Genomic DNA, 12,392 nt, shown 5'->3' with positions numbered 1-12,392 from the left:
CACGCAGAGCAGGCCTCGCAGGCGGATCAGGCCACGGCTACGGGCTCCTTCTTTGCCGCGTCTTTACGGATCGTGGCGCTGATGACTGCCGCCACCGTGCACATCGCTGCTGCACCCAACCACGCGTAGTTGTAGTGTCCCGTGGCGTCGCGGATGAATCCCGCAGCCAAAGCGGCGGCTGCGGCCCCGAGCTGGTGGGCGGCGAACACCCAGCCAAACACCACCGAACCATCGGCCCCGAACACAGAACGGCAAATGGCCGCGGTGGGCGGCACCGTCGCCACCCAGTCAAGGCCGTACACCACCACGAAAATGATCATGCTCGGTTCGACGGACGAGCCCAGCAGCAGCGGCAGCACCAGCAGGCCAATCCCCCGGAATTGGTAATAGACGGCCAGCAAGACCTTGGGGTTGAAGCGGTCGGTCAGCCAGCCCGAGGCGATGGTTCCCACGATGTCAAAAATCCCGACGACGGCCAGCAGACCAGCCGCCGTGGTTTCGGGCATGCCGTGGTCGTGTGCCGAAGGGATGAAGTGCGTGCCGATGAGCCCGTTGGTGGTGGCTCCACAGATCGCGAAGCCCGCAGCCAAGGCCCAAAAGGTGCGGACTTTGGCTGCACGCTTGAGAACCTGCAGGGCACGGACTGCCGCGTTGGCAGAGTCTTTGGGAACCACAACGTCCGGAGTGCCGGCCGCCGCAGCGGTGGTCCCGGCGTCGGCGACCTGCCCCTCAGGTTCCTGCGCACCATAAGGCAACACCCCGACGTCGGCAGGTGAGTTCCGCAGCCACCGCAGCACCAGCGGCACCACGGCGAGCGCACCGGCCGCTATGAGCAGCGAGGCGCCGCGCCAGCCCGGGTTCTGCGCCAAGACCGCGATGAACGGAAGGAAGACCAACTGACCGGCCGCACTTCCCGCGGTGAGAATGCCAATCACCAGGCCACGACTCTTGGCAAACCACGTGTTGGCGATGGTGGCGGCGAAAACCAAGGCCATGGACCCGGTTCCCAAACCAATCAGCACTCCCCACGTGAGAAGGATCTGCCAGGACTGGTTCACCAGGACTGTCAAAGCCGAACCAAGCCCGATCATGCACAGGGCCAGCGCTGTCACTTTGCGGATGCCGAAGCGCTCCATGAGGGCAGCAGCAAAAGGTGCCGTCAGCCCGAAGAGGACCAGGTTGATGCTGACCGCCAGGGACAACACAGTGGTGGACCAGCCGAATTCCTGCTGCAACGGGACCATCAGCACGCCGGGGGCCGCCCGGAAACCTGCGGCGCCCACCAGCGCGAGGAAAGCCACAGCCGCCACGATCCAAGCAGGGTGCAGACGGCGCTTTCCGGGCTCACGCTTTCCGGAGGGACGCTTTCCGGAGGGGGCGTGCGGCGAGCCGGCGGGTGTCCCTGTGACGTCGGGAGCGGTCATGCGGGAATCTCCGTCTCTGCTGTGCTGGTCGGATCTGCTGTGCTGGTCGGATCTGCTGTGCTGGCTGGATCGGCCGTGCTGGCTCGCTGTGGTGCCACGGCCAAGGGCACCGGCTGTTTGTTGCGCTTGAAGCTGTGCCAGCTGGTGTTCGCGGCGGTAAGTGCCGTGCCGCAGTGGGTGCACGTATCCGCCGAGGACGTGGCGTGCCCACAGTCGGTATGGATGACCCGCATGTGGGAGATCTCGTTCGGCGCGTCCAGGTGCTTTTCTGCCCAGATGATGATCGCGTTCAGGACAGGCAACGCTTCCTCACCTTTGACGGTGAGCACATATTCCTGTCGGGTCCGGCCGCCGTCCTGGTAGGGGCGTTGGGCCAGCAGTCCGGCCTCGAGCAACCACCCCAGACGCTTGCTCAGTACGTTGTCCGCCACCTCGAGCCGTTGCTTGATGGCGTCGAATCGGCCGTTGCCAAGGAAGATTTCCCGGAGCACCAGGCTTCCCCAAGGATCCCCAAGGACGTCAAGGCCGCGGGCAAGGCTGCACGAGCGGGCAGACCAGTCGGAACGAAGAGGCATGCGCCCTAAACTAGCTGACTTTTCTAAAGAAAGCCATAATCCAGTACGACACGAACTTCCGGGTTGGGCGGGGTTCACCGGCGGTTCACCTGCCGTGCCTACGCTTGCCGGGTCAACTCTGACCACGAAAGGCACCCAGAATGTCCTCGAACAACCCTGACATGGTGAAACGTTCAACCGAATCTGCCGGGCTTTCCCGTCGCGGCTTCCTCGGCACGGCGGCTGCAGCGACGGCGCTTGCGGCAGCCGGCTCGCTCCTTCCTCCTTCGGTACAGGCGGCCATGGCCAAGCCAACCCCTCCCGGAAGCCTGCAGTCCATCAAGCATGTGATCGTGCTGATGCAGGAAAACCGCTCCTTCGACCACTACTTCGGATCGCTGCGCGGAGTGCGCGGCTACGGTGACCATTCCGTCACCCGGTTGCCCAACGGCAAGTCCATGTTCGAACAGCCCCGCGCAACGGGCGAGACGGTGCTGCCCTTCTCCCTGCGCAAGGCCGCCGAACTAGCTGGACGGCCCGGTTCCGACATCCAATACCTCGGAGACCTGGATCATTCCTTCAAGGGCACCACCACGGCGTGGAACAACGGCTGGTGCGACAAATGGATTCCGGCCAAGAGCGCCTCCACCATGACGTTCTACGAGCGCCAGGACATTCCGCTCCAATACGAGCTCGCGGACACCTTCACCATCTGCGATGCCTATCACTGCTCCGTGAACGGCTCCACCAATCCCAACCGCAACTACCTGTGGAGCGGCACCACCGGCAACGAGCCAGGCAGCAGCAGCCGGGCAGTCACCAACGCGGCCTATGGTTACGATCACGGAGGCTACGACTGGACCACCTACCCGGAACGTCTGGAACAGGCCGGGGTCTCGTGGAAGATCTACCAGGACTGGGACAACTTCACTGACAACGCTGTCGAATACTTCCAGACCTTCAAGGCGATTGGCCGGAAGATGCTGGCCTCGGTTGAGGGCACATTGCGAACCACCGAGGAGTTCTACGACAACCTTGCCGGCAAGCCCGCGGCGGAGCAGGAACGCCTCCTGGCCCAGTTGGAACAGGGACGGGCCAAGCTGACGGACGCTGAGCGGTCACTCTTCGACAAGGCCATGTGGCGTGGCCGTCCTGACACGCTCTTGGAACGCCTCAATGCCGACATCACCGGAGGAACCCTGCCGCAGGTCAGCTGGCTGGTCCCGTCCGCTGCCGACTCCGAGCACCCGGGGGCTTCGACGCCGGTGGGCAGCGCAAACTTCGTCTACCGCCTCTTGGATACGGTCGCCAGCAACCCGGACACCTGGGACAGCACCGCGATTTTCCTGAACTTCGACGAAAACGATGGCTACTTCGACCACGTTCCCCCGCCCGTACAACCGCGGCCGAACTCGGGTGAATCACCGGACTGGACCACGGCCAGGCCCATCGGACTGGGCCCGCGGGTACCCATGACCGTGGTCTCGCCATGGACGGTGGGCGGCTACGTGAGCTCAGAAGTCTTCGACCACACCTCCGTACTGCGCTTCCTGGAACGCTGGACCGGCGTAGGGGAACCCAACATTTCGGCCTGGCGCAGGCAGGTGTGTGGTGACCTGACGGGCGTCTTCAACTTCAGCACCCCGGGCACTCCCCCTGTCCTGGACCACCCGGGACCCGTGCCCGCCAAAATCAGCAGGTGGCGGCCCACCCCGCCGGCTGTCCAAGTGGCACCGATCCAGGAAAGCGGCTCGCGTCCGGCCCGCCCGCTCCCCTACAGGCCTAAGGTGTCCGCGGTCGCAGCGCCGGGGAAGCTCACTCTGGCCCTGACGAACACGGGCAGCAGGTCAACGCATTTTGCCATCTACGGTTATGCCGGCGAGCTCGCAGAACCACGGCACGTGGACGTGCTCGGGAACGACGCCGTAGAGCTGGTACCCGCCTCGGGTGCGTTCGACGTCGTCGTCACCGGTCCCAACCGCTTCCAGTACGAACTGAAAGGCACGACGGCGGGCACCGCGTCCGGCGTCGACGTTACGGTTAACGGCCGCCGCGGCAATAAGGCCGTGGAACTGGAAGTCCGCAACAACGGCGGGGCTGCCGTGACGCTGGCCGTGAAGTCATTGCAGTACGCTCCCGGTGCCGAAACTGTGAAACTCAAGGCCGGACAATCGAAGAAGATCGGCTGGGAAACGGTCAGCGGCTGGTACGACGTTGAAGTCACTTCCCCTGAGGACCCGACGTTTCGTCGCAGGCTGACAGGTCGCGACGAAGACGGTCGGGAAGGCATCTCCGGCTAAGCGCCCGCCGGATGGTCCTTGGTGGTTGCACCAAGGACCAGGCCGGTCCGGGAAGGGCGGTAAGCCAGGGCCCAATAGACCATCATGGCAATGGCGCAGACCACTCCAAGGCTGGAAACCATGAGTTGCCACTGGGTCTGCGGGTCCTTGCCCCATTCCGCGGCGCCAGCCCAAACAGCCAGGTTCTTGGGTGTCATGTAGAACGCAACCGTGGAGCACACCACGATCACCCAGCCCGCAGTGCGCATCCGCCCATTGCGGGAAGGAACCCGGTGCATCGCAAACGCCATGCTGGGCAACGCAACGGCAACCCATACCCAGTGGTGGGACCAGGAGACCGGGCTGATCAGGAGCATCAGGATGGCCGTGGCAGATACCGCAATAAAATTCTCGTCCACAGCCACGGCCCAGGTGATGATGAGCCCAGCCACGATCGCGAGCCCCAGCGACAGGACCATCCACACCACATTGGTGGCTGACGAGTCCGGCATGCCAAAGTGCAGGAGCAGGCCCTTGACCGAGAGGTTGTCCACGTAGGCAGGCCCGCCGATGCGGCCCGTGTCCGGAAGGATCTTGGTCCAGAAGTCCAGTGACGCCTGCGGCAAGAGGGCCCAAGCCACGGCAATGGAGCCAAAGAACCCGGCCGCCATCCACCCCAGGGCTTTGAAATCGCGGCGAACCAGGAAGTACAAGCCAAAGGCAAGAGGAGTGAGCTTCACCCCGGCTGCCAGGCCGATCAGCAAACCTGCCGGCCAGCGGATGGCAGCGGCGCGGACTTTCCCGTAGAGCGCGAAATCAGCCAGGATCACGCCCATCAAAATGATGTTGATCTGCCCGAAAACGAACGTGTCGCGCCATGGTCCCAGCAGCAGGATGGCCCCTGTTCCCACCAGCGCCGTGGTCCTGAAACGGTAATCGGCAAAGGCTTCACGCCAGGTCTTCAGGCCGAAGTAGTGCCTGGCCAACCAAGCGGCTACGGTTGCGGCGCCGCCCAGGGCCACGAGAATGAACACCATGCTTCCGGCGAAGAACCCCAACGCCGCCAACCCCGTGAAAAGCAAGGCGGCAAAAGGAGGGTACGTGAATGGCAGGCCGTCACGGACGGCGTACAGGTCGCCGCCTTCCAGGACTTTGCCCCCGCCGTAGTAGTACACCTCAAAGTCATTGAGCGCCGGCTGGTAGTTCGCGTACAGGTAGCACACGGCCACCACCAGGGTCAGGGCACCCGCCACGGTGAGCAGCCAGCCGCGTGCGGTGGTGTTGGCCACCGTTTGTGAAGGAGAGGCCGCCATGTCAGCCGTTGGTGATCTTGGCGAAAGCCTGTTCAAGGTCGGCAATCAGGTCCTCGGCTTCCTCGATGCCGCACGAGAGGCGCAAAAGGTTGACCGGGACGGCCAGCTCGGTGCCCTTCACAGAAGCATGGGTCATCTCCGAGGGGTAGTTCATGAGGGACTCGATCCCGCCCAGGGATTCGGCAAGAGTGAACACCGAGGTGTTTTCCGCAACGGTCCTTGCCGCGGCCTCTCCACCTTTGAACTGCACCGAGACCATGCCGCCGAATTTCTTCATCTGCTTCGCGGCAAGGTCGTGGCCCGGGTGGTCCGGGAGCCCCGGGTAGAGCACGGCCTCAACCTCCGGACGCGTCAGCAGCCACTCGGCCACGGCTTGGCCGTTCTCGCTGTGGCGGTCCATTCGCACGCCCAAGGTCTTCAAGCCACGGGTGGTCAGGAACGCGTCCATCGGACCGGACACGGCGCCGACGGCGAACTGGATGAAACCGATCTTCTCGGCCAGTTCAGCATCCTTCACCACAATGGCGCCACCCACCACATCCGAGTGGCCTCCGATGTACTTGGTAGTGGAGTGAACCACGACATCGGCACCCAGGGCGAGCGGGGTCTGCAAGTAGGGAGACGCGAAGGTGTTGTCGACGACGAGGAGGGCACCGGCGTCGTGCGCTACAGCGGCGAGCGCCGCGATGTCGGTGATCTTCATCATCGGGTTGGACGGCGTCTCAACCCACACCAGGCGGGTCTTGTTCGCGGCGACAGCGGCAGCCACGGCGTCAAGATCCGACATGTCCACAGGCGTGTTGCCAATGCCCCACTCACCCAGCACACGGTTGATCAGGCGGTAGGTTCCACCGTAGGCGTCATTGCCCAACACGATGTGGTCGCCGGGACGGGCAACCGCACGGATCAACGAGTCTTCGGCGGCCAGGCCGGATCCGAAGGAGAACGCCGCCGTACCACCTTCCAGGGCGGCAAGCTGCTCCTGCAAGGCATCCCGGGTGGGATTGCCGCCGCGGCCGTACTCATATCCCGAGCGCAAACCACCGATGCCGTCCTGGGCATAGGTGGTGCTGAAGTGCAGCGGTGGGACCACAGCTCCGGTGCGTGGCTCGAATTCCTGGCCGGCGTGGACGGCTCGCGTGTTGAAACCGGCCTTGTTGTTGGCGGACATGGAAGCTCCTCTTTGTTCGATCAACGGTTGGTCAGCGCAGGCTAGTTGCTGAGGTAAGCCAGGAGGTCGTGGCGGGTCAGGATGCCTACCGGGGCTCCCGCGAAGGTCACCATCACGGTATCGACGTCGGACAGCAGCTCACGCGCGGCGGAAATGGTCTCCAAGGAGCCGATCACAGGGAGGCGTTCCCCCATGTGTTCGGCGATCTTGTCCGTGAGCTTTGCATCGCCGCGGAACAGCTTGCTGGTGAGGCTGCGCTCGTCGACGGCGCCCAGGACTTCACCCATCACAACGGGAGGTTCCTGCGAGAGGACCGGGATGTGCGAGACACCGAACTCGTTCATGATGTTGATGACGTCGCGGACGGACTCGTTGGGATGGATGTGCACCAGGTCCGGCAGCTCGCCCGTCTTGGACTTGAGCACTTCTCCCACGGAAGCCTCTTCGCCCCCGGACAGGAAGCCATAGGAGCGCATCCACTGGTCGTTGAAGATCTTGGCGAGGTATCCGCGACCGGAGTCAGGGAGGATCACCACCACCACGGCGGATTCGTCCAGGTCCTTCGCAGCCTGTAGCGCCGCCACCACAGCCATGCCGGAAGAACCGCCAACGAGCAAGCCCTCTTCCCTTGCCAGGCGGCGGGTCATGGCAAAGGAATCGGCGTCCGAGACAGCGATGACGTGGTCCGGGACGTCACGATCATAGTTGGCGGGCCACATGTCCTCGCCGACGCCTTCGACGAAGTACGGCCGGCCGGTTCCGCCCGAGTAGACCGAACCTTCGGGGTCCGCACCGATGACCTTGACGCGGCCGCCGTCGGACTCCGGCCGTTCAGCCGAAACCTGCTTGAGGTACCGGCCGGTGCCGGTGATCGTCCCGCCCGTACCGGCGCCGATGACGACGTGGGTGACGCGACCGTCCGTGTCGTTCCAGATCTCCGGGCCGGTGGACTCGAAGTGGCTGCCGGGGGCGGCCGGATTGGAGAACTGGTCCGGCTTGAAAGCGTCCGGAATCTCGCGGACCAGTCGGTCGGAGACGCCGTAGTAGCTTTGCGGGCTGTCGGGAGCCACGGAGGTAGGGGTCACCACGACCTCGGCGCCGTACGCCTTCAGGACGGCGCGCTTGTCCTCACCCACCTTGTCCGGGACTACGAAGATGCACCTGTAGCCCTTCTGTTGGGCCACCAGTGCCAGACCAACTCCCGTGTTGCCCGACGTCGGCTCAACGATGGTGCCACCGGGCTTGAGCCGACCGTCTTTTTCAGCGTCTTCGATCATTTTCACCGCGATGCGGTCCTTGATCGATCCACCGGGGTTGATGTATTCGAGCTTCACCAGGACTGTGGCCCTGATCCCCTCAGTAACGTGGTTGAGTTTGATGAGGGGCGTATTGCCGATGAGGTCCAACACGGACTGGGCGTACTTCATAGGTACAAAGTTACCGCCTGCCCGCATTGGGACCGGACCGGACGGTCAGCTCCCCGCTGACGGATCCGTCTGCCACAGCCCCAGGATGTTGCCTTCGGTGTCCTTGAAGTAGGCGTACCACCCCATGGTTGGCACGGCGTCCTTGCCCTGCACCACTGAACCACCGGCCTGTTCAACCTGGGCGAGGGCAGCATCGACGTCTGTCACGTCGATGGTGATGATGGGGGTCTTGAGGTTGTCCGTCCGGGGGAACAACGCACCGTTGATGGCTCCGGGTTCTTTCGGCGCACCGGTTTGGTCGTCCGATTCGGTGGTCAGGGCGATGGTGTAGTCCATGCCCTGCATCGGGCTGAGGTTCCAGCCGAACGTGTTTTGGTAGAAGGCGTTGGCCCTCTCGGTGTCATCGGTTGGAATCTCGAAATGCACTATTGCAGCCATGGCATGCGCTCCTTGTTCCTGCGTTTGTTTCTGCGTTTGTTCCTGGGTTTGGGCGCGGCCCACCCGCGCCACACCACGGAGTCTAGCCGCGGGCACCGGCGTCGGTAAGGGCTTCGCGGAGCAAATTGTCAGCCCGGCGTGGGACCATTAAGAACATGACCATTGCAGAAGCCCCTCCGCTTGTCGCGGCCGCGGCGGACGCATCCATCAGGTGGCATCCGGGCAGTTCCTTCCGCCTGGACCAGACCATGTTTCCGCTGATGCGCGGCAACGCTGACCCGTCGTTCGCGGCGCATGCGAGTGGTTATTGGATGGCTTTCACCGCCCCTTCCGGTCCGGTGACCCTTCGCCTTTTGGGCGGAGGCCTGGGTCCTGATTCGTTCGTGGACGCACAGGCCTGGGGGCCGGGCGCCGCGGACGCCGTGGCAGGAGTGCCACGGTTGCTGGGCGCCGATGACGACTGGTCCGCTTTCGATGACCCGGCTTTCCACGCCACGCTTCCGCGCCGCGTCACAGAATCACGACGCCGGAACCTGGCTGTGCGCCTGCCCTGCACCGGGCGGGTGGTTGACTCACTGGTGCCCACCATTTTGGAGCAAAAGGTCACCACATTGGAGGCCCGTCGGGGCTACAGGTACTTGATGTATCGCTATGGCACCAAGGCTCCGGGCCGGGTGGCACCCCAAGGTCTCCTCGTCCCACCCACCGCCCGGCAATGGCTGGCCATTCCTTCCTGGGAGTGGCACAAGGCAGGGGTTGGACCACAGCGTTCGGCGACGGTCATGCGGGCGCTGCAATCCGCCGTCGCACTTGAACGCTTGGCGGCTCTGGACTCGGTACAGGCCGGCGCCAAGCTGCAGACGATCCCCGGAATCGGTGTCTGGACCGCAGCGGAGGTTGTCCAGCGTACCCATGGTTGCCCCGATTCAATCTCCGTTGGCGACTACCACTTGGCGTCCTACGTGGGCTATGCCTTGACCGGGCAGAAAACGGACGATGCCGGCATGATCGAGCTGCTCGAGCCTTGGCGCGGACAGAGGCAACGGCTGGTCCGGATGCTTTACCTGAGCGGCTTCCGCAAACCCACCTTCGGCCCCCGAATGACAGTGCAGGACCACCGCCACCACTAGAAGCAACGCGTTGCTTTTACAAGTGGAGCCGGGACACGGCTTCCTGGCGCATGTCGACTTTGCGGACTTTCCCGGAGACGGTCATCGGGAAGCTCTCACGGACGTCGATATAGCGGGGAATCTTGTAATGCGCCAGTTTGCCCCGGCAGTACTTAGCGAGGCCATCGGCTGTCAGTGGCCCGGCGCCGGGCTTGAGGATGATGCACGCCATGAGCTCCTCGCCGTACTTGGCATCCGGAACGCCGATCACCTGAACGTCCTGGATGGAAGGGTGCAGGTAGAGAAATTCCTCGATCTCGCGCGGATAGATGTTCTCCCCGCCGCGGATCACCATGTCCTTGATGCGGCCTTCGATCACGAGGTAGCCGTCTTCATCCATGCGGGCCAGGTCCCCGGTGTGCATCCACCCTTCAGCGTCGATGGCCTCGGCGGTCTTGTCGGGCTGGCCCCAGTACCCCTGCATCACGGCGTACCCACGGGTGCAGAGCTCGCCGATCACACCGCGCTCCACCACCTCCCCGGACCCCGGATCCACAATCCTGCTCTCCAAATGCGGCATGGTCCGGCCCACTGTTGACGTCCGCTGCTCCAGGGTGTCCCCGGCCCGCGTCATGGTGGACACGGGTGAGGTCTCGGTCATCCCGTAGCAGATGGCCACGTCCACCATGTGCATCTCGTCGATCACCCGTCGCATCACCTCGATGGGACACAGTGAACCCGCCATCACACCGGTGCGCAGTGTAGAGAGGTCATAGGAACCGAAATCCTCCAGCGCCAGCTCTGCGATGAACATCGTCGGCACCCCGTACAGCGAGGTCCCACCGAAGTCCTGTACCGCTTCCAGCGCCGCCGATGGGTTGAAACCCCGGCCCGGAATGATCGTGGCGGCCCCGAAGCTGAGCGCGTTCAGGTTCCCGATCACCATGCCGAAGCAGTGGTAGAAAGGCACCGGTATCACCACGCGGTCATGCTCCGTGTAACCCAGCAGCCGCCCGATGGAGTGCCCGTTGTTAAGGATGTTGTGGTGCGTCAGCGTCGCACCCTTCGGAAATCCAGTGGTCCCCGAGGTGTATTGCAGATTGATGGGATCGTGCGGGTCCAGTTCCGCCATGCGCTCACGCAGCGCTGAAAGCCCGACGCCGTCGGCCCGGGTCAGCAGCTCGGCATAGCTCAGTTCGTGGCCGGCTTCCGGCACCCCCGCCGTCAGTCCGGCCGCCGGATCGCCGGGCAGGAAGACGATCTCCTTGAGCTCGGGGCAGGTGTTGGCCGCTTCCCTGGCCATGCCGACGTAATCGCTGTTCTTGTCCTTGGGCGCAGTAACCAACATCCGCATGCCGTTCTGTTTCACCACGAATTCGAGTTCATGGCTCCGGTACGCGGGATTCACGTTGACCAGCACTGCCCCGACTTTCGCAGTGGCGTACTGCAGGATGGTCCACTCGGCACAGTTGGGACTCCAGATGCCGATCCTCTCCCCCGTTGCCACGCCCACGGCCAGCAGCGCGCGGGCGAGGCGATCGACGTCGTCGTTCAGCTTTTGGTAGCTCCAGCGGCGGGCTTCACCGCCCGGCGAGGCGGCGGCCTCGATGAGCGCGTCACGCAAAGGAAACTGGGCGGCGATGCGCTCAAAATTGGCGCCAATGGTCTCTTCGAGCAACGGGACGTCGGTGTCTCCGGCAGTGTAGGACAACATGACGGAACGCTACCAAGCCCTGCCGCGCAACAGAACCGTAACCACCGCCAAGGCTGCCGTGTCCTGCCGGTAGGGTTGGACCCATGAGTGCACCCATTGACCTGAAGGCCACGTTCATCCCCAACGAAGGCGAGTTCTTCCGCGTGAAGCTCGCGCTGGAAATCGCCATTGACGAGGTAGTCAACGAGCCCGGCTGCATCCGGTATGAACTGACCGAAGCCACAGAAGAAAAGCTCGTCCTCACCGAACGCTGGGAATCCGAGGAACTGCTGGAGAAGCACTCCAAGGGTGTCGCGGTGCAGGACCTGAACGAGTCCCTCAGCGCTTTGCTGGCCGAGCCTGTGCAGCTGGAACGTCTTTAGTTCGCCGCTGGTTCGCCAGTTCGCCTTAAACCATCGAGGTCGCCGGAAATTTCCGGCGACCTCGATGCATTTCCAGCGATTTCGCCGGATAGGGTCTAGTTTTCCTGCGCCTCGGCACGGGCCTTGGCAACATGGGCGTGGACTTCTTCCATGTCCAGTCCCTTCACGGCCTCAATGACCTGTTCAAGCTGCTGGGCGTTCAGGGCGCCGGGCTGCGAGAAGACGAGCACCTTTTCGCGGAAGGCCATCAGCGTGGGGATGGACGTGATCCCGGCTTCCGCTGCGAGCTGCTGCTCGGCTTCGGTGTCCACCTTGGCGAAGAACACGTCGGAGTGCTTTTCCGACGCCGCTCCATACGTGGGCGCGAACTGCCGGCAGGGGCCGCACCATGCGGCCCAGAAATCCACGAGGACAATATCGTTCTCCTCGATGGTCGATGCGAACTGTTCACCAGTGATGTCAACTGTAGCCATACTTCCACCGTACGCGTCCCTGCCCGGTAAGTCCCGTGGAAGGGTGCCCTGTTCGCTTCCCGCGTCACCGGGAATAAAAGCCCGGTCCCACGCTCGGGAGGCTCTTGATTCGGGCTGAACAGGTGTTT

The 12,392-nt window shown here is 63.6% G+C and carries 11 protein-coding genes; 3 read left to right on the top strand and 8 right to left on the bottom strand.

Annotation, left to right across the window (positions count from 1 at the left end):
* Positions 1–26: 26 nt before the first annotated feature.
* Complete coding sequence (locus tag FDP28_RS04175; RefSeq protein WP_144659346.1) at positions 27–1,424, bottom strand: MFS transporter; 1,398 nt, start codon at positions 1,422–1,424, stop codon at positions 27–29.
* Positions 1,421–1,999, bottom strand: a complete 579-nt coding sequence (locus tag FDP28_RS04170) for a winged helix-turn-helix transcriptional regulator (RefSeq protein ID WP_144659345.1) — start codon at positions 1,997–1,999, stop codon at positions 1,421–1,423. Before FDP28_RS04170 ends, FDP28_RS04175 begins: the two co-directional genes overlap by 4 nt.
* Positions 2,000–2,139: 140 nt before the next feature.
* Between FDP28_RS04170 and FDP28_RS04165 the strand changes: the two genes are divergently transcribed.
* Entirely contained in the window at positions 2,140–4,278 is a 2,139-nt protein-coding gene (locus tag FDP28_RS04165; protein ID WP_144659344.1) for a phosphocholine-specific phospholipase C, read from the top strand.
* Here the strand turns inward: FDP28_RS04165 and FDP28_RS04160 are convergent.
* Genes FDP28_RS04160 through FDP28_RS04145 form a run of 4 tightly spaced genes read right to left on the bottom strand, consistent with a single transcriptional unit; the run spans position 4,275 to position 8,606 of the window.
* Positions 4,275–5,570, bottom strand: coding sequence for a glycosyltransferase 87 family protein (locus tag FDP28_RS04160; protein ID WP_144659343.1), 1,296 nt, complete (start codon positions 5,568–5,570; stop codon positions 4,275–4,277). The genes FDP28_RS04165 and FDP28_RS04160 overlap by 4 nt on opposite strands.
* A 1-nt stretch (position 5,571) precedes the next feature.
* Entirely contained in the window at positions 5,572–6,741 is a 1,170-nt protein-coding gene (locus tag FDP28_RS04155; RefSeq protein ID WP_144659342.1) for a cystathionine gamma-synthase, read from the bottom strand.
* 41 nt (positions 6,742–6,782) lie between these two features.
* Positions 6,783–8,168: a cystathionine beta-synthase gene (locus tag FDP28_RS04150; protein ID WP_144659341.1), complete on the bottom strand. Its 1,386-nt coding sequence runs from the start codon at positions 8,166–8,168 to the stop codon at positions 6,783–6,785.
* Between the two features lie 45 nt (positions 8,169–8,213).
* Positions 8,214–8,606, bottom strand: a complete 393-nt coding sequence (locus FDP28_RS04145; protein ID WP_144659340.1) for a VOC family protein — start codon at positions 8,604–8,606, stop codon at positions 8,214–8,216.
* 155 nt (positions 8,607–8,761) lie between these two features.
* On the opposite strand from FDP28_RS04145, the gene FDP28_RS04140 reads away from it, so the two are divergent.
* A complete protein-coding gene (locus FDP28_RS04140) occupies positions 8,762–9,736 on the top strand; it encodes a DNA-3-methyladenine glycosylase family protein (RefSeq protein ID WP_144659339.1) in 975 nt (324 codons plus the stop codon).
* Positions 9,737–9,752: 16 nt separating this feature from the next.
* Here the strand turns inward: FDP28_RS04140 and FDP28_RS04135 are convergent, their stop codons facing one another.
* Positions 9,753–11,429 (bottom strand): AMP-binding protein, encoded by a 1,677-nt coding sequence (locus tag FDP28_RS04135; RefSeq protein ID WP_144659338.1) that lies wholly within the window; start codon positions 11,427–11,429, stop codon positions 9,753–9,755.
* Positions 11,430–11,512: 83 nt separating this feature from the next.
* On the opposite strand from FDP28_RS04135, the gene FDP28_RS04130 reads away from it, so the two are divergent.
* A complete protein-coding gene (locus tag FDP28_RS04130) occupies positions 11,513–11,791 on the top strand; it encodes a putative quinol monooxygenase (protein ID WP_144659337.1) in 279 nt (92 codons plus the stop codon).
* 95 nt (positions 11,792–11,886) lie between these two features.
* On the opposite strand, the gene trxA is transcribed toward FDP28_RS04130, so the two are convergent.
* Positions 11,887–12,264: a thioredoxin gene (trxA, locus tag FDP28_RS04125; RefSeq protein ID WP_144659336.1), complete on the bottom strand. Its 378-nt coding sequence runs from the start codon at positions 12,262–12,264 to the stop codon at positions 11,887–11,889.
* Positions 12,265–12,392 lie beyond the last annotated feature (128 nt).

This window comes from Paenarthrobacter nicotinovorans (genome assembly GCF_007670255.1).
Classification (GTDB): Bacteria; Actinomycetota; Actinomycetes; order Actinomycetales; family Micrococcaceae; genus Arthrobacter; species Arthrobacter nicotinovorans_B.
Note: the sequence above shows the minus strand (reverse complement) of the source record. Positions and strands in the feature narration are given on the sequence as shown.

Coding starts and splice junctions, on each gene's coding strand:
- FDP28_RS04170 (WP_144659345.1), bottom strand. CDS start 1,999: ATGCCTCTTCGTTCCGACTGGTCTGCCCGCTCGTGCAGCCTTGCCCGC.
- FDP28_RS04160 (WP_144659343.1), bottom strand. CDS start 5,570: ATGGCGGCCTCTCCTTCACAAACGGTGGCCAACACCACCGCACGCGGC.
- FDP28_RS04150 (WP_144659341.1), bottom strand. CDS start 8,168: ATGAAGTACGCCCAGTCCGTGTTGGACCTCATCGGCAATACGCCCCTC.
- FDP28_RS04140 (WP_144659339.1), top strand. CDS start 8,762: ATGACCATTGCAGAAGCCCCTCCGCTTGTCGCGGCCGCGGCGGACGCA.
- FDP28_RS04135 (WP_144659338.1), bottom strand. CDS start 11,429: ATGTTGTCCTACACTGCCGGAGACACCGACGTCCCGTTGCTCGAAGAG.
- FDP28_RS04175 (WP_144659346.1), bottom strand. CDS start 1,424: ATGACCGCTCCCGACGTCACAGGGACACCCGCCGGCTCGCCGCACGCC.
- trxA (WP_144659336.1), bottom strand. CDS start 12,264: ATGGCTACAGTTGACATCACTGGTGAACAGTTCGCATCGACCATCGAG.
- FDP28_RS04130 (WP_144659337.1), top strand. CDS start 11,513: ATGAGTGCACCCATTGACCTGAAGGCCACGTTCATCCCCAACGAAGGC.
- FDP28_RS04155 (WP_144659342.1), bottom strand. CDS start 6,741: ATGTCCGCCAACAACAAGGCCGGTTTCAACACGCGAGCCGTCCACGCC.
- FDP28_RS04145 (WP_144659340.1), bottom strand. CDS start 8,606: ATGGCTGCAATAGTGCATTTCGAGATTCCAACCGATGACACCGAGAGG.
- FDP28_RS04165 (WP_144659344.1), top strand. CDS start 2,140: ATGTCCTCGAACAACCCTGACATGGTGAAACGTTCAACCGAATCTGCC.